The organism is Muribaculum intestinale, from assembly GCF_002201515.1.
Taxonomy (GTDB): domain Bacteria; phylum Bacteroidota; class Bacteroidia; order Bacteroidales; family Muribaculaceae; genus Muribaculum; species Muribaculum intestinale.
Window position 1 is genome coordinate 2993221 of sequence record NZ_CP021421.1, and the last position, 24625, is coordinate 3017845.

Here is a 24625-nt window from a genome sequence, read left to right on the forward strand (position 1 = left end):
TAATGTGTAATTTGGGTTGATATTATTTTAGTACTGACCAATTGTGGAAACGGCATTGCGACTCGACTTCATTTTCAATATCGTCGGGGAGAGATGAGAAGAAATTATGGCCAGTTGCAGCCTCAACTTCATCAATTGATACTGCCGCCTGCTGCATGCCCCCTTTCACATAACCGTTGTTCATTATGAATCCTATACCACGCGGTGGACTGGCATAGGGCGATAGGATTACTTTAAAGAAACGTTTAGGCACTATTACATGGCTGTCGCCGATTGTTTCAGTCAGAGTGTCTGTAAGAATCGGGCCGCATATAATATAGATAGCACTGTCTACCTGAGCCCATGTGCGGCACTTAGTTTCGAGGCGTTTCCATGTGCCGGTATTGAGTTTCTTTACTTGAGGACATACATTGGTCATGTAGAATGATTCGCGCATTGCCGTCGGGCTCCATTTCATATCTCCGGCTGGAGCCATATGTCCGCGGTCGTATCCGGAATAGCTGTAATCCCAAGGGTCGGCGCATCCGTCTACGTTTTCATCGGTCACAAAGTTTTGAGCGCGGGGTTCTTCTCCAAGAGTCTCTTCACGTGTAAGTTCCCATGCAACCCAGTTGGGCACATGAGCACGACGATTATATGATATGGTCATGCCCGTATAGTATATTATTTCTTCGGGCAATTCCGGATTTGTAATAACGTACTCAAGGCTGTCATAACGGCTGGGACAATCTTTTTCGGCATTATACTCGTTGAATTTCCCGGACGACATTATTATGGCTATCGCGGCTAATGTAAGAAATCCAATCATCATGAGACGGGCATTTACGCTCAGCCTATTGTTGGCAGAGCGTTTTTTACGTCGTCTATTAGGTGTTCGTTGTTTTTGCGGCATAGCACTGCAAAGATACGGAGAATCCGTGACATTACGATGCTGACTCATAAAAAAGGCAGGGCTGGCGCATGAGATTTAACTCAAATTCAGTCAAAAATTCACCTGATTATGTGAAATAAACTTTCAGATATTGCATATATTGCTGAAAATGGATATATTAGAGGTATGCAAATAGAAATTTTCAGCAAAGTAAAAGACCCGCGTGACTTGGGCAAGGTTAAACATGAGCTCGAGGATGTGCTCCGAATGGCACTCATCGGCGTGTTGTGTGATTGTGAGGACTGTGACGACATATCGGATATGGTTACAGACCGAGAGGAAGAATTCAAGGCCGCCGGATTGCTGAAGCTTAGCAACGGCGTCCCGTGTGGTGACACGATACTTCGTGTTGTAGAGTCTGTCAATCCCGCTCAGCTCCGGGCAAGTCTTGATTGCTGCCGAGGCCACATAATCGAATCCCTGTGCGGCAATCAGGTCATCATTGACGGTAAGAAACTGCGGGGTGAAAATCCCAGGAGTCCCGGATGCCACGGACTGTATATCCTCAATGCGTGGGTATCTGAAACAGAAATCTGCGTTGCCGAAAAGCCGGTGGATGGCAAGACCAACGAACTTACGGTTCTGCCGTCCGTATTGTCCTCTTTATGGCTTACAGGGGCATTGGTTTCAGTCGACGCAATGGGGACCCACCGTAATATCGCAGAACAGATCATACTCCAGGGCGGCGACTATCTGATGGCGCTTAAAGACAATCAGCCGATACTCAAGGGCTTGACGGAAAGTATCTTTAGTCGCACTACTCCAATATCGGTATACACAACCGAGGAAAAGGGGCACGGAAGAGTTGAGAAGAGAACCTGTTCAATTATGGATACGACACTTTTGGAACAGGAGGGAATGTACGAGAAGTGGCCCGGTCTTAAACGTATCATAAAGATGGAGCGTGAGCGTACTGAGAACGGTGCCCGCTCGCGTGAAACAATCTACTATCTCAGCAGCGTGGAGAAAGATGAGGCTTCTTACTATGCGATGCGTATTCGTGCGCACTGGGGTATCGAGAACAAACTGCACTGGCATCTCGACGTGACGTTTCGGGAAGATATGTGCCGCGTACGCGCCAAGAATGGCGCTGTCAATTTTTCAGCGATGCGCAAGTATGCATTGGAAATGCTTAAAAAGCAGAACGATAAACTCAGCCTTAAACGAAGACGCAAAAAATGTATGTGGAGCACTGAATATCTGTACAAAGTCTTTAAGGATAGTTAAATCTCATGCGCCAGCCCTGTAAAAAAGGAGCTGCAGTTGACTTCATGGAAATCGACCGGCAGCTCACGGAAACGCTAATTGTAATGTACTATTAAGTAACAATATGCAAGGAGGAGAATGGCGTTGTCGGGTATTATCTCATTCTATATGAATCAACTGATTGGTTTGCCGTTTGTGCGTTCTTTTAAAATACCTGTGCGGTAGGCGTACAATAGTTCCATCAGTTCGTCAATCTGAGCTGACAATTCATGACCTTTATCGGTGTCTCTTACTCGCATACGATGATTGGTGAGTTCGACAATCTGTGTCGTACTCACGATATCAGTTCCGTTCTTTATGGCCTCTTCTGTAGAAGAGAAAGGCTCGTGCTGCACGAGTTGAAAGCCCCGGCTGTGGTATACCAGAGTGTAACCGGCGATTCCGGTTGTGTCGTGATATGCTTTTGCAAAGCCGCCGTCAATTACCATCAGTTTGCCGTTGGCGCGTATGGGCGTCTCACCTTTACTTATACGCACAGGCACATGGCCGTTGATTATATGTCGGTGTTCACCTTCGACATCAAACGAGTCGAGAATCATATCGCATACTTCTTCTTTGTTTCTCAACTCATAGTAGTTGCCTTTTTCTTCGCGATGTGTCTCCTTGTCACTAAGAAAATATCGTTCGAATGTCGCCATTTTTGATTTATCAAAAAGTGGAGAGTCAGGACCGCACCATAGATACCAGTAATAATCAATGGCGAAGTCTTTTTCGTCGGAATCGGTTTCTGCGTTGAAGGCCGCACGCATTGTCATGCCTATGTGGTTGAATAGGTCGCGACCCTTGTAACGCTTTCCGCCAATAGCAACTTCTTTAAGCGAACCGTCTGCATTCAACGGCATTGAGGCGTGAAACAACAGGTTGGAGTTGCATACCGTATACATGCAACCATTCAGGAGTATGCATTGTATGTGCTTTTTAAGTCGTTCGCTGATGATAAACGAGTGATGCAGTTTGTTTACCAGTTCCAACTCCTCGTCGGTCAGCCTGAATGGATTGGTAGGGTCGACAGTAGGAAATCGGTTGTCTTTTAGCTCATATTCTTTCCCGTCAAGAGTGAGCACACCACGTTGCATGTCAATCTTGTCAAGGAGTTTGCGGTTCTGCATGCCCCATTCCGGACGTTTGTCGGCAAGCTGTCCCTCAAGTTTAAACTGTATTATGGCAATGGCCTTGTGCATCTGGGCGAGCAGACGACGCGTCTTGTCATCATACAGGATGTCATCGTTATTCAGCTTTGGTGTGAAGTTGGCACATGGGTCGTCGGCGTATGTCTCCATTGCAAATGTAGCCAGTGGCACGAGGTTTATGCCGTAGCCGTCTTCAAGAGTCGCCATGTTGCCATAACGTAGCGACAGGCGCAATACATTGGCTATGCATGCATTGTTGCCGGCGGCAGCGCCCATCCATAGTGCATCGTGGTTGCCCCACTGCATGTCAAACCGTCCGTATTCGCAGAGTGTGTCCATGATTATATGTGCTCCAGGGCCTCGGTCGAATACGTCGCCGAGTATGTGTAGCTGGTCGATGCTGAGACGCTGGATGGTATTGCACATGGCCACGATAAAGGCATCGGCCTGTCCGGTGGATATGATTGTCTCTATGATTCGGTTGAAATATGCCTGCTTGTCATCGTCGGATGGAGATTCATGTAAAAGTTCCTCGATAATGTATGCAAATTCCTTGGGTAGGGCCTTTCTTACTTTTGAGCGAGTATATTTTGATGATACCGACTGAAGCACTCTTACCAGATGGTGAAGTGTGATGTTGTAGAAATTGTCAAGATCGGTCTCGTCTGCCTTAAGAAGTTCGAGTTTACGTTCAGGATAATATATGAGCGTACAAAGGCTTCGTATGGCATCGTCTCTCATGGCGGTGCCGTATATTTCCTTTACTTTACGCTTTATATTTCCTGAAGCGTTTTTCAGTATGTGCCGGAATGCCTCGTGCTCCCCGTGGATGTCGGCTATGAAATGTTCGGTTCCTTTTGGCAGGTTGAGGATGGCCTCAAGATTGATGATTTCTGTAGAGGCCGCACTTACATTCGGAAAATTGTTGGATAACAGTTCGAGCACACGAAGGTCGTTCTGTATCTTTTCAGGAGTATATGTAGGCGATGCTGGCGACATGTCGATTGGACTATGTTTTTTTATATTTGGTTACGGCTGAAAGGGTCAGTATGCAAATATATGATTTTGGCCCGGAGTTTCAAAATGAAAGCATTGTGCTTTCATATTTATTAACGTTTAGGGCCTGCTGTATGTTTGCGTCTCAAGATATGCCGGAAAGAGAAATGCAAGTCGTAGCATGTGTCATGCAATGGCGCCGGCAACCGGTATCTCATTCCCCATTGCGATGACATGGGTCAGGCCAAGGCTCCTGTCCATTATTATTATATCTGCGTCTTTATGTCTGGCGATGCTCCCCTTGCGGTCGTATACACCCATTATCATCGCCGGAGTCTCCGACACCATGCGTGCTACATCCTCAAGCGGTATCTCGGCTTCAAGGGCGGCGGTGCGTATCAGGCGATCCATTGTGGCGCAACTGCCTGCTATGGCTGAGCCGTCTTTCAGTTTGCACACCCCGTTTTCAATCATGATACGGTCATCAAACGAGCTCCCGTCGGTCGAGTCGGTGATTGCCAGCGAGTCAGTGACAAGGCACATGCGCCGGTATCCTTTGATTTTATGTATGAGCTTAAGTATTACAGGAGGCACATGGATACCGTCGGATATTACCTCCACATTTATGCCATCCATCAGGAATACCGATTCGACTGTACCCTCATGCTTGTAGATACCTTCTTTATGAGATGTGGTCATGGCATTATAAAAATGAGTAGCCAGAGTGTAGCCGTTCTCATATGCTGCTACAATCTCGCCATAGCCGGCACGTGTGTGGCCGAGGCCGGCTACTACACCCTTGCCTGTAGCAAATCGAGCGAAGTCGAGAGCCCCGGGCAACTCTGGAGCCGCATCCCAGCGTTTTATGCATGGAAAGTCTTCAATAATCCCGACATATTCCGAAGGATGGGGCAGACGTATGTTCTCGGGAATCTGGCCTCCGACCATCGACGGATGAAAATACGGACCTTCGAGATGCAGCCCTAAGACTCCGCTTCCGGGGTCGGATGCAAGCTCAGAGCATATGGCAGCCGCTTGGCGTATGGTGGATTCGGATGCCGAAGCAAGGGTGGGGAACAGCGACGTGGTACCGTGGCTACGGTGCACATCTATGACAGTGCGGAAAGCCTCGGAAGTGGCTTCCATAAAGTCGCGGCCCCCTCCTCCATGTATGTGCATGTCAATGCCTCCGGGCAACACGTATCCCCCCTCGGCATCAATGGCTTTGCCAATATTTTCGAATATGCGGCTGTGGGCATATATATCGTCAATTCTACCGTCGGCTATTACTACCGAACCGCCGTCGATCCAGCGTCCTCCCGGTATTAGAATCTTTCCGTTGTATATTTGAGTTGTCATTGTCAATATCTGTAAATCATGATTATGTCGGCCATCCCATGTTTATGATTATGAAATGTGGCTGATGCAGACAAAGGTACAACAAAATTTGAAATATCTATATATACTGCGCCGCCGATATCCTTGTCAAGGTATCGGCGGCGCAGTATATCTGTAAGGATTGTGATGAGTGTTATTGGAAATTCTTTTTCAGTATTTTCTTTGTGGAAAAAGAAATTTTTTCTACTACACGATAAGCATAACGAAGCGATTCAAGGAATAGGTTGGACGGAACATCGTTTTTCTTGTATGCCCTGAGGTGGTCGCGAAGTATACGTTTGTGGCTTTGAAATCCGGAGGAAGATGCCCCGCCTGTGCGCATGGTGACAAAGTCACGGGGTATATAGTGTGTGAAGATGCGGTTTATATAAATAAGTCTGAGCAGTTGCTCAAAGTCGGCGGCAACTTTAAAGTCGAGGTCAAACAGACCGAATCGTGTATATACCGACCTGCGGCAGTAGAACGATGGGTGGGCAGGCATGAATCCGAGTCGCATCTTCCATCGGCGGAATGGAGCCGACGAGTAATGGCGTACCGGTCTGGTCAAATCGGCCGGGTCGACATAGTGGATATCGGCATATACGGCATCGTATTGTTGGATACCGTCGGCAACAGTTGATAGTATATCGGTTGATGTATAGAAATCGTCGGAGTTGAGTATGCCGATTACATCTCCGGTTGCCATCATTATCCCCTTGTTCATGGCATCGTAGATGCCGCGGTCGCGCTCAGATATCCATTTTAGTTTTCCGCCATACCGCGGTTCGAGTTCTCTTACGATGTCGAGAGTGTTATCTGTTGACCCTCCGTCGATTATCAGATGTTCGAAGTCGGTGTAATCCTGAGACAATACGCTCTCCATAGTGTCACGAAGAGTCGCACCGCTATTCCACGTAGCGGTGATGATGGATATTTTCATAAAGTGATAAATTATTGTTTTATGAGAGAGGAAATTTCCAAATACAAATCAGTGTACTCCTGTATCATTTTCTCCCAAGAAAATTTTGAGGAATTCTGATATCCTAATGAAATTATTTTATTTCTGATGTCTGGATTCTTGAACTGATTTATAATGCGATTGAATTCAGCTTGTGTTAAATCGCGTAGCATTGGATATCCATTACCAATTATTTCAGGTATGCTGGATTTATTTAATGCGATTACTGGGCAACCTGCTTTTTGCGCTTCAATTACAGGTATCCCAAATCCTTCATATGAAGATGGATATGACAAACAGAATACAGAGTTATATATTTTGTTTAACTCATGATTATCGGGATTCTCAACTACCTGGTATCTATCTGGTCCTAATTTTGTGTCTAATTTTATTTGTTCCTCATTAGATAGCCTATTCCCACAGATTACTAAATTAAAAGAAGACTGTTGTATACATTCAATTGTATAATCGAAATTTTTATAATCAACTCGAGAACCGATAAATAGAATAGAGTTGCTTAAATTCGGATATGGTTTTTGAGATAAAGGACAATAGTCGGAAGAAACACCATTATATATAATTCTTATTTTGTTTGAATCAATATCTGGAATATAATTCAATAAGTCGGATTTCGTATTCTCGGAGATGCATACAATATAATCTGATTTCCTTATTGCCTTGAATTTTTGCCAAGAGTGGATAATTCGTTTTAAAAAAGGAAAATATTTTTCATAAGTGAAATCATGGACTGTCGTTATATTAATGGCTTTCGAGGAATTGGATGTCCTATAATAAGAAGAATGAAAGATGAATGGTTCGGTGCATTTTATTTTAGGGGGAAAATATCGTTTAATACTCAATATGCGTCCTGATCTGAAATCTATTTTGTCTATCGGAATCTTTAATTGTCGACTGAAGATATTATTTATTGAATAAGGATACTCAATAAATTCGGTCTTAAACTCCTTTGTCTCAGATATTTTAGATAATAGATTTTGCCATAATATTGATATTCCTCCAGATTTTTGAAGAGAGAATATAATATTGTCAAATATTATTTTCATCGGGATTTATGTATAATAAGTTTTGAACATCCATATGTCGCGGCTGACAGACCAACCATATATGCTACGCAACTAATCAAGTCTCCACGGAGTATGAAGAACAACATGCCTAGATAAATGAAATATATTGTCATGTAACATATTGAGGGCTTTCGTTTGTAAAATTTTATATCAAATGTGGCATTTATTTTGCCTAAAATTATAGAGAATAAGACAATGCCTATTAACCCAAAATTAATCCACCCCTCAGCCCAATAATTAAGTGCAATATGGTCAAATGTAAGGCCAAATTCTTCAGCGATTACTCCCCCGGAGCCAATTGGTTTTCCAGGCCATATTGATCGTGGAAACCAAAATAAAATTACTCCTAATAATTGTTCACCGTAAGTGACATAATTATCTCTAATTACACGAAGTCCGTTTTGAAATGTATCAAAATGACCCGTCAAAAACATTTCATAGTCTGGAATAATACTCACTTCCAATTCTGAAATAGAAGTAACAGTACGACCTTGATTCAAAAAAGGGAAAACGAATAAAATACCGAATATAAATATGAATTTAATTAATAAAGGCTTGTAGATTAGATGTCTGTAGTATGTAAACATAAGTGGCAGATATAATCCAGCAACATAAAAGCGAGGAAGGGATAATGGGAAATTTGTGATTAGAACAATGAATAGTAGTATATATGAAAACAGACATTGCTTCTTACTTATGATATTGTAGTACATCAATACAACAATAGGAATAGGACGAATTACAATAGTGTATATTAGATTTAATGATGTATTACTGAATGCATCAAATACGATTTTTACATCTTCGTTATACTCGCGTAATATTAATAATATCGGATAATCTTTGTAAGCATACAATGTGATGACTAAAGAAAGAGTGCTTAATATTAAGGCTCGAGTATTACTTAATTGTAACGACTTTGCATGAGTTGAACTCTTCGATTGCCTTAAATGCCGTTTACTATAATAATATACACGATATGCCATGTCGTATATTAATATTCCTCCAAGCAATATGATTGTTGCATAGAAATAATCAGTGTCTTTGATTGGTGCTCCTCCCCATAGCAATGCCTTTGCCGAGAACTGGTACAGTGGCGCTATACCAAGAAATATATATATAAATAGATAGGTTATTGTGTCAGAGGAAATGGGCTTATTGTCAAAGGAGAAGATCCGACAAGCACACCATACTATTAAAATAAAGTTTACAAACTGAAAGGGGAAGAATGAATCGGTGATTGAACAGTTTATTATAAGCGGAGGTAATAAACTTACCACAAACATCACTACATTCGCCTTAGTCTGCTGATTTATTTTCATACTTAGAAATAATGGCGCTAAGCGCAGTTTGAAAATCTTCGGTAAATGTCTTTTTACAGAAATTTTTGTTTGAAAAATCAAAAATCCCCTCTATCTTAGAATTAATCTCGTCTTTTGTCCAATTGATAGCTGTTTGTATTGCCATATCGATTCCCTCGGATGTATACGATGGAATTATTAATCCGTATGATTCCAATCCTTCAAAAGAAGATATTGGAGTAACAATAGGGATACACCCTAATTTAGCCATGTTTATTACACTACCGGGGCATCCTTCGCTTGCACTTGGTAATATTACATATGCGCATTTTAAGCCTACATTTCTTACAGTGTCAGAATCTAAATCGCATAATCCATAAAAATGAATATTTTTGCATTGGATAACACGTTGCTTATAATAATCCCATATGTCAAAATCGATATTGCCAAAGATATGTAGATTTAAGCCAGGATGACTGATAAAATAATCAAGTACTAAGTCAAGCCCCTTTAAGATACTTCCCGCACTACCCATCCATACGAAATCGGAGTAACTTACATTCTCCAATTTATTCTTAATATAGTCGTTGGTGTCATATGTGTGACAAGTTTGGCGTATAGGGATAATTTTATTCTGTATATGCTTAGGATATGTGGCTATTGTATGCTTTGTCCCAATCTGAATTATCGCGTCGGCAATTTCTATTGCATCATGTTCTGTTGCCAATCGATAATATGGAATAGATGTGTTATGACTTTTATTAAATTGGTCGGTGCGTTCTCTTACAGCTTTATTCTGATATTTACAATACGCTCCCGTAGCATAATATATTTTTAGTGCATTGGGATTGGCCTTGCACGCTTTTATAAAATTGGGCTCAACTCCGAATACAATATCATATCCAGCATACGTAATAAGAGGTTTGTCCAATCTTACGAATTTATGTGAAATTCCCAATTCGCAGAGAATATCGCCGATTATTAATGTTTCACCTCTGTTTTGATGATGATTAAGATATTTTATGTCATTTCTATGATAGAACGGTGCTGCAAGGTATGATATAAACATATTGTGTTTACTACCTTTGATTTTTTTAGTATAACTACGCTGGATATAAGGATAGATTTTCCTTAAAGATGAGTCAATGATTTTTTTTAATTGGGTAATCATATGAATATTTCTTTAATTCGGCGTTTTAAAAATCCAAGATAATTACGAATTGTGAATCTATGGTTGTATTTCTTTGCCATGTCACTTAACGACAATCTGTCCATATCGGAGTATATTGTAGCTCGTTGTGGTTTGTATTTGCTCGGTTCATAGATGTTATGGTTGCGTTTGACTACATTTTTCAACTCAACTTCGGATATATAACAAGCCGATTCAATCGCATTTAACAGAGACATCCCCTTCTCATTATTAATAAGAATGACAGAATTCCCACTTTTGTTAATGGAATTGTGAGGTTCATAATTTTCAATTCCCCAATAATCCCCTAACGTAATATCTGCCTGTCGAGGAAGTTTTGCAAAAGGACAGCTATAACATGCATTTTGAAAGATTTCTTCATTTAGAAAGGTTTTCATGTAGAAATCTTTTTTTGCAATTAAAATGTGTTTTCGGTTACGATTATCATACATAATGGTATCATAATCCCAAATAGCGTTATTTTTGAATTCAAAATAAGAAGGTGATAAATTTGAGACTTGATTTAAATATCTTTTGAAGAAACGATATGATGGAACCCCATGACATATTACTTCAACCAAGAATAGATTTTCTTTATTTTTACCTACTGCATTTTTCATTCCGGCGATTTGGCATGGAGTACCGCTGAATAGTACTTTTTGTCCGTTCGTTAATGCTTTTATAGCCGTAGAATATATATTTGATGCATCTGATTGTACATATTTGCTGCCTTGTAGTAATTGAATATCGTCGAATTTATCAATGGCGATATTAACAGATTTAAGACTCCCTTTAATTTGAGTTACCCCACATACTATTCCTCCTTGAGATATTATAGACTTAGCCAATTCTACAAATATACCACCGGAAGAACTGCTTTTTACCGTCTGTTGATTTAATGAGTATGCGTGGTATGTTTTGGGATTATGTGTGTTTGTGTCGGTTGGAGGTGTGATGACTGGACAAGTCTTCATACATCTCCCACATTTGATACAAACGTCGCGATTTATATCGGGAGTATAGAAACCTTCGGAGTCCTCTTTAAATGTAATACATTTTATTGGACAGATGTCGCCACATGCTTTACAGCCGGTACATTTCTCCGTAGTACATAATTGGATGTTGTCAGTCATAAATAGACTTTTGCAAATATGAAATAGAAAATTCTTTTTTCTTCTGAATTACTTCATTAATCATAGCATAATCTATATGCTGATATGGTAATTCATCAAGATTAGATGTCAGAGGAACAGTTGTCAACGGTGTTGATGCAAATAAAGTATCAAAACGTGAATGCTCATTGTATCCTGAAATATTATATCTTCTTTCAAATACATAAAATAATTTATTGAATATCATCGAAAATACTGAACCGTGATATGAATTGGTGCATATGATAGAGGCATTATGAATCAAATATAGAAATTCCTGTGGCCCACACCTCATATTTAGTATTCCCGGATAATCGTTATAGTGAGGTAAACATACATTTATAATTTCAAGATTATATCTTTGTGCTAATTCATGAATCGCTTTATCGGGATAGTTTTTTGATTCACCAAGAAAGTACGTAAGGAGATATGATTTTGGAGTATCTATAGGCTTCTCAATCTTAATCCAATCTGAGCAATCCAATAATAGAGTGGGGTCAACTACTTCATGGCAATTCATTCCTGTCATGGACGATAATAGCTTGCAGCCGTTGCTTTCTCGGCATGATAAATGGTTGAATTTTTTAAGTAAAGACAGGTCATTGGAAGTAAACTTATCTATACAATCAGTCAATCCAATGCTTGGGGCATATGCAATTTTACTAACATAGTCTGGGGCAAAATTCAGTAAGAACGCATCTGTTTTTTGTGCAGGATTCCAAATTTGGTCGCTTCCACAGACAATCTTGTCAAATCCATCATTCCAACCATCAGGTATGTTATATCTGAATTGTGATGAAGTCTTGTCAAGTAATTTATCAAACTCAATAAATAATTTGCGTTGAATATATCGTATATTTGATTTGTTGTATGGTATATGTAATTTCCCCATTACGCTTAAAGCAATATACTTTATCTTAGCTTTCAAAGAATATTCAGAGTAATTGATAACAATTACATTGTTTTCAAGTCTTTTAATGGCACGATATATTGCGTATGCTTGTAAAGACGTTCCAAAGTTATATCCGTCTCTACGTGTTAGAATGCCTATTTTCATAACCCTAATTTCTTTAATATGTTGAATAATAGGTGCCTTTCATATGTATTCATATATAGATAATAAGATAAGATTGTAAATATTGTCGAAAAAATAATTATATCACCACATAGCTTAATTATGCTATTGGGGTTTATGACATGAATCAATGTATAGCCAAATGCAACCATTGAAATTATAAGATATACTGATTTAAAAATCTCTTTCCAAAACAGAGTTATGTCCAATCTGATTTTTCTTTCAAAGTATAGATTCATTATGAGAATATTGCCAATCAGCATACAAATTGCGAACGAAATAGCACAACCATATTCTCCAAATTGAGATGATAAGGCCCAACTTAAGAATATGTTGAATATGGCAATAAAAAAATACACGATTGACCTGAACTTTTGGCGATTCATTGCTTGCAGAATCAATACTCCGGTATGCTGTATTGCAGTTAGCATAAGAGGAATCATAACAATAAGAGATAATCCATATGCGTTACTGTAATCTTTTCCAGCCCAAAACAAAATAAAGGATTTGCCAAAAAAGTAAAATCCCATTAAAACCAATAGTAATAGAATATACTGAAGTCGACCAATCTTTATAAATAATTGAGAAAATAATTCTGATGAATTGTGCTTATTTATCATTTCTGTAATTTTTGGCAGGAAAATTCCAGATATTGAACTTGCAAATCCAAAAAAACATAACAAAATCTGGATTGCCACGGCATATACTGCAACAGTAGAGGGGCCAGCCGTAAGTCCTAATATAATCTGTCCTGTTGACCAATTCATTTTATCAACTGCTACTCCTAGGAATATGTAAAATGAGAAAATGAAAATTTCACGTATAATGCCTGGATCTGTTTTGTTCCATGAAACTCTTATTTTTAATTTTATAAAGGAATAGAGCATGTTGGCAATTAATGTTCCTAAGTTTAGTGCGGTTATTACAACAACTAATGCTACTGCTTTATATCCCCAAATAAGTAATGGAGTCATGATTAATGGTTGTAATACAATTCGGATTATATTTAGTGCTTTTGCGAAAACAAATCGTTGATATGCAGTTACAATAGACGAAAATACGCTAAGAGGAAATGTAAATATAAGATTACCGATTAAAAAGAGATACATAGTTTTTGCACGCTCAATCTCTGATGTATTCATTGATTTAATCAAATAATCATCCAGTTGGGTATATAATCCGACTCCAATAATCGCAACAAAACAACTTATACCAAGATATATTTTAATAAATAGCCCGAATAAATCATACAACTTTGTTATTTTTCCTTCGCTTTTATACAATGCTGAATATCTGACTATAGTATTTCCCAAGCCTAAATCCAAAATGGTTAGATATGCGATTATTGATGTTATTAATGAATATAGGCCATACTCTGATTGTCCTAAATATCGTAATAGAACAGGAGTATATACTATGGCTACAATGTTGTTTAGCGCCAATGATGCATACGATAGAATTATTCCGGATTTGATTTGATTCATAATTAATTAAAGTCGTATGAATTATAATCGGATATTTCTTATTTTGATATGTTAATATTAGGCGTTTTTTCAGATTGTTTCTGCCAGGATGAAGGCCTGGCGCTCGTAGCGGTTGAGGTCGGGACGGATGGCGAGTTCGCTGGCGATGACGATGTCGGATGCGCGGTTGCACTCGGCGTCGGGGTTTACTGCGGGCCAGAGTGATAGGTTGAATCCCTTGTATGATAGCAGGGTAGGGGTGTCGAGCGACCGTAGGTCGGCCACCGTGTTGCATTCGGCCCATTGGCGTTTTCGCGAGCGCTGGTCAAACCGGAACCACGGCCTAAGATTTTCCGGCATCACGAGGCTCAGTCGGCGATAGTTTTCCCCGGGGGTGGTTTCGGCAAATGCCGTGTTGTAGCGCAGTTGTTTCATCCATCGCTCGCGTATGTCGTAGAAGGCGCCAAACTGCCGGCTGTCGACATCGTCGGGGGTGGCGGCAGCCTTTCGGGATACCATTGCATAGATGTCCGACTCGTTGATTCGGTCGTTGCCTCGGGCCCATGAGTCGAAGTATTGACGCCGGTATTCATCGATGGTGCGTGAGTCGGGGCGCTCGTTGTAGCCAAGTCTGTGGGAGATGTCGTAGCATTCTATGGCACGGCCCAGATGCTCGGGAGCGTAGTGTGGCATCTGACTACGTATGCTGTCGGACCATCTGCGCATGGACATGGCGAGCTCCCGAGGGTCGGGGGCGGCGGGGTTGTCGGCGGGTATCCGGCTGAGCATGAGTAGCAGGTGGGTGTAGCCGGCCACATCGCCTATGTCGGCAATGTCGGGGGTGTAGTCAGATGGCAGATATTTCTGTGACAAGAGTGTCATACTGCTGTTCGGTGATTTTGCGTATGAGGCGCGGGTCGGCATCGACGCGCCATTCTATGCTGTTGGCTCCCGGGAGGGTGAGGCGGCATATTGTCGGAGCGCTGTCGGGGCCAATCAGCTGCTGCAACACTGCCGGCTGTCCGGAGAATTCGCCTCCGATTACCACTACTCTGTCGCCCGGAGCTATGGGGAGCGTCCCGACGGGGAATATCTCGGTAGAGGGGGTGAATATGCCGATTGTCCGCTGGTAGAGGTCGATTTGCGTCTGGGGAATGGCGGCATATGCGCTGCCGGTGCGGGCTGTCTGTCGGTAGCACCATGCTATGTCGCTGATGTGGCGCATCATAGCAGTGATGTCGGTGAATCTGCATTTTACAAACATTAGTCCTGCCACTACCGGTTTGTTTTCGGATATGAACTTGCGGCCTGTGCGGCGCGCTATCTCTCGGCACGGGTAGTATGTCTCTTCGATGCGGAATCGACCGGTGTGGGCTTCGATGCGTCGGGCTATGTCGTCGTAGTCAGTGCCGTGGCGCATCTGTAGCGCGTACCAGTTGGAGGGATTGCTTGTGAGTGTGTCCGACACCCGGCGTAGGATTGCGGCGCGATTGTCGCTGTCGACGGGGGATGCTCCGGTAAGTGCGAATGCCGGGTTGGTTGCAGGTATTTTTCCTGTGCAGCTCATTATCTCTTCGGGCGATATGCCGCAGTCGTAGGCAATTGTGCTCCATATGTCTGCCGGGGTGAGGGCGTGGTGGACATGGATTGTAGCCGAGAACAGCGTGTTGACATATTCGCGCAACTGGCGCGGAGTACGTTCTGATTGGCGGAGCGGAAACAAGTATTTGTTGCGTGGCTTTGAATAGCGTGCGACTAATGCCTTAAGCGTTGGGTCGTCGCCGGTATAATTGTCTTTTTCGAATGCTGCTATCTCGTCGAATGAGATTCCTCCGGCCAATATGGCGAAGAGCGTGATGTCCTTGGCAAGATTGGCCTTTTGTGTGGCGCCGCCAGAGAGAATAATGTCGCGCAGTGTGGCGACTGGGTTGCAGTCGACTCTGATTGCATCGGCCGGGAGAGCGGCAAGACGCTGCACTATGCCGTTGAAGGCGCCGTTGTCGGCGGTAAGTCCTTCGGCTATGGCCTTTCCGTAGAGTGCGGATAGGTGCTTCATGTAGTGTATGACGGTCTTGACTGTGTGGCCGGCGTGTATGAGCCATATCGCCCATCCGGAGAGTTGTCGTGATGTGAAACTGTCAAATTCCAGTGTGTCTGTGCCTATATAATCAATGTAGGCAGCGAGCGCTTTTTGTCGGTTGGTGGCAGTGGCGCGGTTGTCTGTCCCGGCTATCGTCATCCGGAAAAAGTCGGAAGCAGTGGGCTGTGCAACATGCTCTGACTCAGCTATGAAGGTATCGTTTTTGCGAGTGGACAAATGCATTTTTCCAGACAATTCCTCTTGTCCTCCCATGGCGTTTTCATATGCATTGCCGCAGGAGTTTGACTTGGATATGTCGGCTGTCCCAAACACTCTGGTGTGATTGAAATCAAGATAAGTTCCGTCTGCATCTCTTAGTAAGAGATACACATTGACTCTGCAAAATTAGCAATATCTTATGAAACTCACAAATTATCAGTGATAATGGCTGCGCTCATGATGGCATATCAGCCTGATATATAAGTGCATAAATGACTCTAAATATTACGGGAAAATCAAACCGCCCAATTAAGCTGCTGGTTTACAGCAATTTAGCAAAATTCACAATCTCTTACTAAGAGATTGCGAAATCATTGCGCTATTAATTGTGGTTAAATTGTTGCTGATTAGCTTGTTGTGCTGCTTGCCCCTCGTAAGAGTATTATTATTGTGATAAATGTGGCCGGATAATGATATTACCAACATTTGGCTTTCGCCGAACTTTCCTATTGAGCAAACGTTACATTTTTAGTCGGGAGGCGTTTGCCGTCACGATTAATCCGTTCACCATGGAATTTATCTTTTATGATGGTTTTCGTGGCAGTTGTTAACGAAATAATTCAACCTAACTCATACACTAAAAAATGCCAAAATTTACAGAAACCCGCGTCAGCATGCTGCATGGCATTCTGCTGATAGCATTATTTGCATGTGCGGCCTTCTATATAGGCGAGGCGCAGATACTTAAAGACATATCGTTCAGTCCGATGATTATCGGTATTATCCTTGGAATGCTGTATGCCAACTCCTTGCGCAACCACCTTCCTGAGACCTGGGTGCCGGGTATTCAGTTCTGTTCCAAGAAAGTGTTGCGTCTGGGTATCATTCTCTATGGATTCCGCCTTACATTTCAGGATATTGTAAATGTCGGAGTCGCCGGTATTGTAGTCGATGTCATCATAGTAGTGGTAACAATCCTTGGTGGTATCTGGATTGGCCGTCTGCTGAAGATGGATCGTGACACCGCGCTTCTTACCTCGGTCGGTAGCGGTATATGCGGTGCGGCGGCAGTGCTTGGCGCAGAGTCAACGATTCGCACACAGGCCTATAAGACTGCAGTGGCAGTGGCTACCGTGGTTATCTTCGGAACCATCTCAATGTTCCTCTATCCTATCGCATATCGCTCCGGATGGGTTGACCTTACTCCTCAGGAGATGGGTATCTATTCAGGTGCCACTCTTCATGAGGTGGCTCATGCTGTCGGGGCCGGCAATGCCATGGGTACGGAGATTTCCAATGTTTCCATTATTGTCAAGATGATTCGAGTGATGATGCTTGTGCCTGTTCTGCTTATTCTGGGAGTATGGGCTGCTCGCCGTAATGCAAAGGATGGAGCGACAGCAGAGAAGGGCAAGGTAAACATACCTTGGTTTGCAGTCGGTTTTCTGGCAGTGATAGGATTCAACTCCCTTAATCTGCTTCCGCCTATTTTTGTCGACGCAATCAACTATGTTGATACGTTCCTCCTTACAATGGCCATGGCTGCCTTGGGTGCAGAGACAAGTATTGATAAGTTTAAGAAGGCCGGTGCCAAGCCGTTTGTTCTTGCATTCTGCCTCGATGTCTGGCTTATTGTCGGTGGCTATATCCTTGCCAAATATCTTGCCCCGCTTTGCCTGTAGGGATATAATACCCCCAATGATTAGGAGTTCTGACAGGAGATAGGCCGATTAGTTGTCTATCTCCGTCAGACTTCAGAATTGCAACTTATAGGCGGCTACCATATCAGTCCGGCGCTACATACTGTCATATTCGACAATATGTAGCGCCGGACTGATATGGTTTATTTCAAAATTGCATAAGGTGTTTTTACGATTTCATTTCGGATGGTGCTTGTCGTTAAAAATGAAGGGGCTGTTTCGATAACTAATCCCGGATTGCCGGTTGGCACACATGTATTATTTAATGTATAGCCGCATAATCGAAATTTGCGTATTCTATAAAAGTTTGGAGTTTGAACCGTTTTGAACCGGAATAAAATTTTTCTGAAATATATTTTTACATATTTTTGCGATGAAATCATTTTCACAATATAATACCATAATAAAATGAAAACATTAGCCTCGTTCGCTGTTATCGCCGGATGTGCGATGCTTTTTAGCGCTTGTCAGAGCTCCGATGGACCAGACATGGTCATTCCCGAGCCCGAAACAAAAAGTATGGAAATTAGGATAAGCCCGTCGTTGGTCGATTCCCGTGCCACAGACTATGGCTTCGAGACCGGTGATTGTATCGGACTCTACGTAGTAAACTATTCAGGCTCCACTCCGGGAACTCTCAGCGATGCGGGTAATCATGTCGATAACATGCGCTTCCGCTACAATGGCTCATGGATACCTGACACTCCTATTTATTGGGCTGACAACAAGACTCATGCTGATTTTTACCTTTATCATCCATATACAAATATCCAATCAGTAAACGCTCAGCCGTTTGCTGTAAAATCTGACCAGTCTACCGAAGCTGCTTATAAGTCCTCAGATCTTATGATTGGCAAGACTACTAATGTCGCACCAAGCGAGGATGCTACGGTTGTTCGCGTAAATCATGTGATGAGCCGTATAATGATTACCCTTGAGGCCGGCAACGGTTTCACAGCGGAGTCACTTGCTGCAGCTTCGGTATCGGTCAGAATCAACGGAGTCAAGTGTAACTCAACTGTCAATCTGTCGACAGGCGTCGCTACACCTATCGGAGAGCCGTCAACTGTAAATCCGCTCTTTGTTGATGATTCCTACAAAGCCTTGATTGTGCCGCAGAAAGTCGAAAAGGGCAATCTTATTTCCGTCACAGTCGACGGTCGTGAGTACAACCTACAGAAGGAGTTCACATTCGTAGCAGCTAAAAGCCATAAATTTACCGTTATCCTGAGCAAGACGTCAAACGGTGTCAATGTCACAATCAACCCTTGGGGTGACGACGGCACAGACAATGGCGGAACTGCTGAATAAATAAACCTTAACGATACACTGCAATGCATAAATTGAAAAAGTATATTTTGCCGGCCGGTCTGATGGCCGTTGCCATGCTGAGTGCATGCTCTGACGAAGATTTTATCGCTCCCGGTCAGGTGACTGACGGTCAGAGTTTGATTAATCTTGCCGGACAGATAGCTCAGGAGGCAGTATCACGAGTGAACGATGATGGATTTGCCGATGGTGATGTGATGGGCGTGTATATCGTCGATTATAACGGCAACGTACCCGGAAGTCTGCTCAGCAAGGGAAACCGTGGTGATAATGTACGCCATACATTCAACGAAGCCGCCTATCGCTGGAATTCGGCTTACGATCTCTATTGGAAGGATAAGCATACACGCATTGATGTCTATGGCTATTATCCATTTGGCTCTCCCGACGATGTCAACAATTACAACTTCACCGTACTTACCAATCAGGCACGTACCTATGACAACGGCACTATGGGCGACTATGAAGCATCCGACTTCCTTTGGGGTAAAGTAGAAGGCGTAGAGCCGACGACCAATGTCATACGTCTCCCGCTTGCCCATCGCATGGCCAATGCCCGTGTCACCCTTGTCGAAGGTTCCGGTTTCGCACAGGGAGAATGGGTTGGCCTTGAAAAGCAGGTTCTTGTGACCAACACCATACAAGATGCGGTCATCAACCTTGCCGATGGAACCGTGACATCGTCAGGCGATGTCAGCCCCAATTCTATTATCCCGACAAAACGTGGCGACGAATGGCGTGCCATCGTAGTGCCTCAGTCTGTTCCGGCCGGAACGACGATGTTCAGCATCACCCTGGGAGGTATACCCTACAAATTTTCTAAGAATGAAGAGTTTGTGTATGTGTCCGGTAAGATGAACAATTTCGGTATCCGGGTTGATAAAAAGGAATCTACGGGTGACTACACCTTGACTCTTATCAGCGAGAGCATTACTCCGTGGGAAAGTGACCTTGTGAGTCACGACGCTACTTCAAAAGAGTATGTCATAGTCAATTCCGAACCGGGTGGCCTGAAAAATGCGATTGTTGCTGCCGGCAAGGACTATACCCAGTTGAAGAATCTAAAGATAACAGGACAGATTGATTCGCGTGACTTCTATTTCATGCGTGATTCTATGAATATGCTTCGTGCTCTCAATCTGAAAGAAGTCAGAATCAAGAGTGGATTTTATAATAACACTAAGACTCTTGATGACCAAATCCCGGGAAGTGCTTTTTATACAAATGCTACTAACTCCGGGAAAACGACACTTACTAATTTGGTCCTTCCGGATGTCCTAAAGTCAATCGGTACGCGTGCATTTTATGGATGCTCCAATCTCACCGGTTCTCTGATTATACCTGAAGGGGTAGTTGATATCCAGACCGGTGCGTTTAATGGATGTCGGTCAATGACCGGATCGTTATCTCTACCATCTACACTCAGATACATTGGTACTTCACAAAAACAATCAACCGGAGAGTATGACGAATTTGGTGATGAAGGTATTGATTATTATAATGGCGCTTTTGCAGAATGTGGATTTACATGCGAACTTGTTATCCCTGATAATGTGGAAATTATACGCGGATATGCATTTGATCGCTGTAAGGGATTATATGGTAGTCTGCGTCTGCCGTCAAAACTGAAACGACTTGGTGCCAGAGCGTTCTTTATGTGTATGAATCTAACCGGCTCACTTGAAATTCCGCAAGGTGTTACAAATATACCGGAAGAAGCATTTTCGACGTGTGGATTTGACGGGACTCTACTCCTTCACGACGGTATTATGAGTATAGGAACAAGCGCATTCTCTGATTGCAATTTCAAAGGAGAGTTGGCACTTCCGAAAAACCTCACGGTCATCAACGATAATGTGTTTTATAATTGCGATTTTTCCGGCGAACTGGTTCTTCCCAAAAATCTTGTTACTATTGGTGATAAGGCATTTGCTTATAACTGGCGTCTGATGGGAACACTCGAATTCGGCGAAGGTCTGTTGACTATCGGTGCCGGTGCATTCGCCCACTGCCGTAGCCTGGAGGGACTTGTGTTTCCTGAAAGCCTTGAAAATATCCGCTACGAGGCAAGCTATAATGATGATGGCGGCGCTTTCCAGGGTTGCTACGGCATAGGCTCGATTGTAAGCAAGAGTGAGATTCCACCCTATGTGCAGCAGGGCGCTTTCAATGGCATTGCAAAAGACAATTTCACACTCGAAGTACCCGAGTCATCACTCACACAGTATCAGACAGCCGTTGGCTGGTGCGATTTCAAACGTATTGCCGCCCATCACGAACTTGTCTGCCGTCCCTCTGTGGCTTGTGCTCTCAGCACTGAACATCGCCAGACACTTGTCATCGATGCAGAAGGCGACTGGGAGGTAGAATCAATCCCCTCATGGTGTGAGTTGTCGCAGAACTCCGGTAGCAAGAAAAATGAAATCACCCTTACCATAAAATCTTCGTCGGCCACCGAGCAGCGCGAGGGTGACATAGTGTTCCGTCTTAAAGACAAGGACTATACACATAGTTGCCATGTGACTCAATATGGATACGAATATGCCGAGGATGAATTCCTCGAATTACAAAAGGCCACCAAAGGCTCCAACGGCGGAATCAATATAGTAATTCTCGGCGACGGCTACGATGCCAAGCAGATTTCCGATGGAAGTTATCTGAAAGACATGAGGCAGGAGATTGAATATTTCTTCGCAATCGAACCATATACCACTTACCGCGACTACTTCAATGTCTACACCGCTTTCCCGCTTTCTACCGAAACAGGAGTCGGCACTGTCAATTCAATCCGTTACAATAAGTTCAGCACCACTTACACCGGAGGTGTCGGTCTGAAATGTGACTACGACCAGGTGTTTGACTATGTTATGGATGCTCCGACAGTCAATGCTGGCAATATCGACCAGACGCTTATCATAATGGTTCCAAACAGCACCGATTACGGTGGTATTTGTCAGATGTGGGAGTCAGGAGCCGCTATTGCATTCTGTCCAAAGAGCGACTATGGGTATCCATTGGATTCACGAGGTGTGATACAGCACGAAGCCGGTGGTCACGGATTCGGCAAACTTGCCGACGAGTACATATATCACAACGCATTTATAGATGCATGTGGTTGCACGTGTTGCGGTCATGTCGACGCAATACTTGGAGCTAAGTCACTCGGCTGGTATGATAATATCGAGCTGACCGGAAAGATGCATGCAGTGGGATGGAGTCATCTGATATTCGATTCTCGCTACAGCGATATTGTCGACATCTACGAAGGAGGCTATATGCACACCCGCGGTGTGTTCCGCTCGGAACAGAACAGTTGTATGAACAATGATATTCCCTATTATAGCACCATCAGTCGCGAAAGTATCGTGAAACGCATCAAGCGCTATGCCGGTGAGGAATACAATTTTGAGGAATTTGTGGCTCTCGACAAGCGCACGTCTGTAAATGCGTCAAGAAGTACCGGAGGTTTTACTTCGGGGCTGAAGGCATCGCGTTCAATGCCGCCGGTAATCCATAAAGGGAGTCCGCTTTCCTCATCCCGTTCCAACAAGAAAAAATTGAAATAATAACATATATGTCATTTCAAATGAAACACAATATTAGTTCAATAATCAGCGTTCTATTGTTGACAGTCGGACTCTCCTCCTGCACTGACGATTCAATGGAACCGGACAACAACACATCCAACGGAAAAATTGCGATGGAATTCACGTTCAGCCATCCGTCGCAGTCACGCGCTACCGAAACCTCTTTCGAGAGCGGTGATGTCGTGGGCGTTTTTGTCAGCAACTCCGAAAAACCTCTTGAAATTGCGGGTAATACCGTCAATAATGAGGCCTTGACTTTCACCGGATCCAACTGGAAGTCATCACGTCCGCTTTATTGGGATGCGGGGACTTATAATGTCTATGCATATTGTCCGCGTCTCAATGAGATAGGCTCAATCACAGATCTTGTGTTTGAAGTGGCGACTGACCAGCGGGAGTCGCAATTGTCAGGTCTTGACGGGTATGAGTCATCTGATTTTCTGTTTGCCTCAGCCAAGGAGATTTCAGCTTCGCCCAACCCTGTCGATTTAAAATTTCGCCATATCATGAGCAAAATCTCAATCAGACTGATAAAAGGCGAGGACTATGAAGGGGATATACCGGAAAAGGCCGATGTGTATATTCATAATACGGTAACAGAATCGAGTATCGATCTTATGGTCGGTGTGGCTACCAAGGCTCTGCGAGGCAGTCGCAAGTCAATAATGGCGCGCCAGACTGCGCCGACAGTCTATTCCGCGATTATAGTACCGCAGCGTCTTGAAAATCGTGTGCCTTTGATTGAGGTTGTCATGAATGGCGTATCATTTCTTTATGAGAGCAAATTCCTGTTCAAACCGGGTATGCATCATATTGTAAATCTCATAGTAGATAAGAATCCTGAGCAGATTAAGATTGAAATCGGAGGAGAAATCTTAGATTGGAATTGAAATTGACTTAACTGTTATATGTCTTTAAAAAGGAGGAGTCTTAACATACTGCTTATAATTCTTTGCCTGATATTAGGAGGATGGGCCGCTTGTATTTACAAGCGCCCTCCTCTTATTTTAGACAATGAGCCACCCTCGGAAAATGACAACGGAATATCTACGCGCGACACAATATATATTTCTGTAGAGAAACCTCGGGTGTCGGCCGATTCTTCAGCAGCGACGCCGGTTGATGATTCAGTCCGAATGTCTTTGCCGGTTACATCTGAGAGGGAAAGAATAGTGCGGCGTGTAGAGACTGTCGGATTTAAAGACGCCGAACCACGCATGATGTCGGCCGGTCATCCTTTCAGGCAGGAAGCCTTAAAAATATTGAGTGGACGGCTTGAAGAGACCGACTCCGCAAGCAGACATAAGATTTTGAGCTATTGCGAACATCTGCGTGCTTCTTATGAAACCCGTGACATTGACTTCATACGCCAGGTCTTCAGCGATGATGCACTTATCATCGTGGGACATGTGGTACGTTCCAAAGAGGGATATAATACGGCTCTGACTGACAACAGCAAAGTAAGATACAGTATCCGGTCAAAAAAAGAATACCTCGAAAAATTATCGCATATCTTCAATTCCGGGAAAGATATAGATGTCAGATTCTCAGAATTCAGAATTATGAGACATGCTACGGCCGAAGGAATATATGGTGTCACACTCCGACAGAATTATTCCTGCGGCGCATATAGTGACGACGGCTACATGTTCCTTTTATGGGACTTCAGAGACAGTTCCATGCCGCTTATTCATGTGCGTACATGGCAACCGTCATCCTCAATTGTTGCCGGTGACGATGATATAATTGATATGGGAGATTTTAATCTCGAATAGTGAAATATGACAG

General features: G+C 43.1%; 18 protein-coding genes. 6 read left to right on the forward strand and 12 right to left on the reverse strand.

What is annotated here, in order from left to right; genetic code table 11:
• Positions 1-22: 22 nt before the first annotated feature.
• Complete coding sequence (locus tag ADH68_RS12375) at positions 23-811, reverse strand: DNA/RNA non-specific endonuclease (RefSeq protein ID WP_157755898.1); 789 nt, start codon at positions 809-811, stop codon at positions 23-25.
• Positions 812-1057: 246 nt separating this feature from the next.
• On the opposite strand from ADH68_RS12375, the gene ADH68_RS12380 reads away from it, so the two are divergent.
• A complete protein-coding gene (locus ADH68_RS12380; RefSeq protein WP_068959909.1) occupies positions 1058-2158 on the forward strand; it encodes an ISAs1 family transposase in 1101 nt (366 codons plus the stop codon).
• 152 nt (positions 2159-2310) lie between these two features.
• Here ADH68_RS12380 and ADH68_RS12385 read toward each other — a convergent pair whose 3' ends face one another.
• The 11 genes from ADH68_RS12385 to ADH68_RS12435 form a co-directional block, all read right to left on the reverse strand.
• Positions 2311-4326, reverse strand: coding sequence for a fructose-bisphosphatase class III (locus ADH68_RS12385; RefSeq protein ID WP_068960564.1), 2016 nt, complete (start codon positions 4324-4326; stop codon positions 2311-2313).
• 183 nt (positions 4327-4509) lie between these two features.
• A complete protein-coding gene (gene nagA, locus ADH68_RS12390; RefSeq protein WP_068960563.1) occupies positions 4510-5682 on the reverse strand; it encodes an N-acetylglucosamine-6-phosphate deacetylase in 1173 nt (390 codons plus the stop codon).
• A 172-nt stretch (positions 5683-5854) separates the two neighbouring features.
• Positions 5855-6640, reverse strand: a complete 786-nt coding sequence (locus ADH68_RS12395) for a glycosyltransferase family 2 protein (protein ID WP_068960562.1) — start codon at positions 6638-6640, stop codon at positions 5855-5857.
• A gap of 11 nt (positions 6641-6651) precedes the next feature.
• Positions 6652-7722, reverse strand: a complete 1071-nt coding sequence (locus ADH68_RS12400; protein WP_068960561.1) for a glycosyltransferase family 4 protein — start codon at positions 7720-7722, stop codon at positions 6652-6654.
• Positions 7719-9065, reverse strand: a complete 1347-nt coding sequence (locus ADH68_RS12405) for an O-antigen polymerase (protein ID WP_068960560.1) — start codon at positions 9063-9065, stop codon at positions 7719-7721. The genes ADH68_RS12400 and ADH68_RS12405 overlap by 4 nt, the downstream gene beginning before the upstream one ends.
• The gene (locus ADH68_RS12410) at positions 9043-10215 is read right to left on the reverse strand and encodes a glycosyltransferase (protein ID WP_068960559.1); all 1173 of its coding nucleotides are present in this window, start codon (positions 10213-10215) and stop codon (positions 9043-9045) included. Before ADH68_RS12410 ends, ADH68_RS12405 begins: the two co-directional genes overlap by 23 nt.
• Positions 10212-11366, reverse strand: coding sequence for a Coenzyme F420 hydrogenase/dehydrogenase, beta subunit C-terminal domain (locus ADH68_RS12415; protein WP_084273993.1), 1155 nt, complete (start codon positions 11364-11366; stop codon positions 10212-10214). The genes ADH68_RS12410 and ADH68_RS12415 overlap by 4 nt, the downstream gene beginning before the upstream one ends.
• Entirely contained in the window at positions 11359-12441 is a 1083-nt protein-coding gene (locus ADH68_RS12420) for a polysaccharide pyruvyl transferase family protein (protein WP_068960557.1), read from the reverse strand. Before ADH68_RS12420 ends, ADH68_RS12415 begins: the two co-directional genes overlap by 8 nt.
• Entirely contained in the window at positions 12438-13943 is a 1506-nt protein-coding gene (locus ADH68_RS12425; protein WP_068960556.1) for an oligosaccharide flippase family protein, read from the reverse strand. Before ADH68_RS12425 ends, ADH68_RS12420 begins: the two co-directional genes overlap by 4 nt.
• A gap of 69 nt (positions 13944-14012) precedes the next feature.
• Entirely contained in the window at positions 14013-14804 is a 792-nt protein-coding gene (locus tag ADH68_RS12430; protein ID WP_068960555.1) for a hypothetical protein, read from the reverse strand.
• Positions 14770-16245, reverse strand: a complete 1476-nt coding sequence (locus ADH68_RS12435) for a phage integrase SAM-like domain-containing protein (RefSeq protein WP_133169808.1) — start codon at positions 16243-16245, stop codon at positions 14770-14772. The genes ADH68_RS12430 and ADH68_RS12435 overlap by 35 nt, the downstream gene beginning before the upstream one ends.
• 650 nt (positions 16246-16895) lie before the next feature.
• Between ADH68_RS12435 and ADH68_RS12440 the strand changes: the two genes are divergently transcribed.
• From ADH68_RS12440 to ADH68_RS12460, 5 genes are all read left to right on the forward strand, one after another.
• Positions 16896-17903 (forward strand): YeiH family protein, encoded by a 1008-nt coding sequence (locus ADH68_RS12440; protein ID WP_068960553.1) that lies wholly within the window; start codon positions 16896-16898, stop codon positions 17901-17903.
• Positions 17904-18440: 537 nt separating this feature from the next.
• Positions 18441-19232, forward strand: coding sequence for a fimbrillin family protein (locus ADH68_RS12445; RefSeq protein WP_161953100.1), 792 nt, complete (start codon positions 18441-18443; stop codon positions 19230-19232).
• 23 nt (positions 19233-19255) lie between these two features.
• Positions 19256-22816, forward strand: coding sequence for a fimbrillin family protein (locus tag ADH68_RS12450; RefSeq protein WP_068960551.1), 3561 nt, complete (start codon positions 19256-19258; stop codon positions 22814-22816).
• Between the two features lie 20 nt (positions 22817-22836).
• On the forward strand, positions 22837-23727 hold the full coding sequence (locus ADH68_RS12455) for a fimbrillin family protein (protein WP_157755899.1): 891 nt from the start codon (positions 22837-22839) through the stop codon (positions 23725-23727).
• A gap of 282 nt (positions 23728-24009) precedes the next feature.
• Complete coding sequence (locus ADH68_RS12460) at positions 24010-24612, forward strand: hypothetical protein (protein WP_068960549.1); 603 nt, start codon at positions 24010-24012, stop codon at positions 24610-24612.
• Positions 24613-24625: the final 13 nt, after the last annotated feature.

What these genes read in the sequence shown, in the direction of transcription:
- ADH68_RS12385 (WP_068960564.1), bottom strand. Translation starts at nt 4,326, where the DNA reads ATGTCGCCAGCATCGCCTACATATACTCCTGAAAAGATACAGAACGAC.
- nagA (WP_068960563.1), bottom strand. Translation starts at nt 5,682, where the DNA reads ATGACAACTCAAATATACAACGGAAAGATTCTAATACCGGGAGGACGC.
- ADH68_RS12375 (WP_157755898.1), bottom strand. Translation starts at nt 811, where the DNA reads ATGATGATTGGATTTCTTACATTAGCCGCGATAGCCATAATAATGTCG.
- ADH68_RS12440 (WP_068960553.1), top strand. Translation starts at nt 16,896, where the DNA reads ATGCTGCATGGCATTCTGCTGATAGCATTATTTGCATGTGCGGCCTTC.
- ADH68_RS12420 (WP_068960557.1), bottom strand. Translation starts at nt 12,441, where the DNA reads ATGAAAATAGGCATTCTAACACGTAGAGACGGATATAACTTTGGAACG.
- ADH68_RS12455 (WP_157755899.1), top strand. Translation starts at nt 22,837, where the DNA reads ATGAAACACAATATTAGTTCAATAATCAGCGTTCTATTGTTGACAGTC.
- ADH68_RS12400 (WP_068960561.1), bottom strand. Translation starts at nt 7,722, where the DNA reads ATGAAAATAATATTTGACAATATTATATTCTCTCTTCAAAAATCTGGA.
- ADH68_RS12430 (WP_068960555.1), bottom strand. Translation starts at nt 14,804, where the DNA reads ATGACACTCTTGTCACAGAAATATCTGCCATCTGACTACACCCCCGAC.
- ADH68_RS12415 (WP_084273993.1), bottom strand. Translation starts at nt 11,366, where the DNA reads ATGACTGACAACATCCAATTATGTACTACGGAGAAATGTACCGGCTGT.
- ADH68_RS12445 (WP_161953100.1), top strand. Translation starts at nt 18,441, where the DNA reads ATGGAAATTAGGATAAGCCCGTCGTTGGTCGATTCCCGTGCCACAGAC.
- ADH68_RS12410 (WP_068960559.1), bottom strand. Translation starts at nt 10,215, where the DNA reads ATGATTACCCAATTAAAAAAAATCATTGACTCATCTTTAAGGAAAATC.
- ADH68_RS12380 (WP_068959909.1), top strand. Translation starts at nt 1,058, where the DNA reads ATGCAAATAGAAATTTTCAGCAAAGTAAAAGACCCGCGTGACTTGGGC.
- ADH68_RS12450 (WP_068960551.1), top strand. Translation starts at nt 19,256, where the DNA reads ATGCATAAATTGAAAAAGTATATTTTGCCGGCCGGTCTGATGGCCGTT.
- ADH68_RS12425 (WP_068960556.1), bottom strand. Translation starts at nt 13,943, where the DNA reads ATGAATCAAATCAAATCCGGAATAATTCTATCGTATGCATCATTGGCG.
- ADH68_RS12435 (WP_133169808.1), bottom strand. Translation starts at nt 16,245, where the DNA reads ATGCATTTGTCCACTCGCAAAAACGATACCTTCATAGCTGAGTCAGAG.
- ADH68_RS12405 (WP_068960560.1), bottom strand. Translation starts at nt 9,065, where the DNA reads ATGAAAATAAATCAGCAGACTAAGGCGAATGTAGTGATGTTTGTGGTA.
- ADH68_RS12395 (WP_068960562.1), bottom strand. Translation starts at nt 6,640, where the DNA reads ATGAAAATATCCATCATCACCGCTACGTGGAATAGCGGTGCGACTCTT.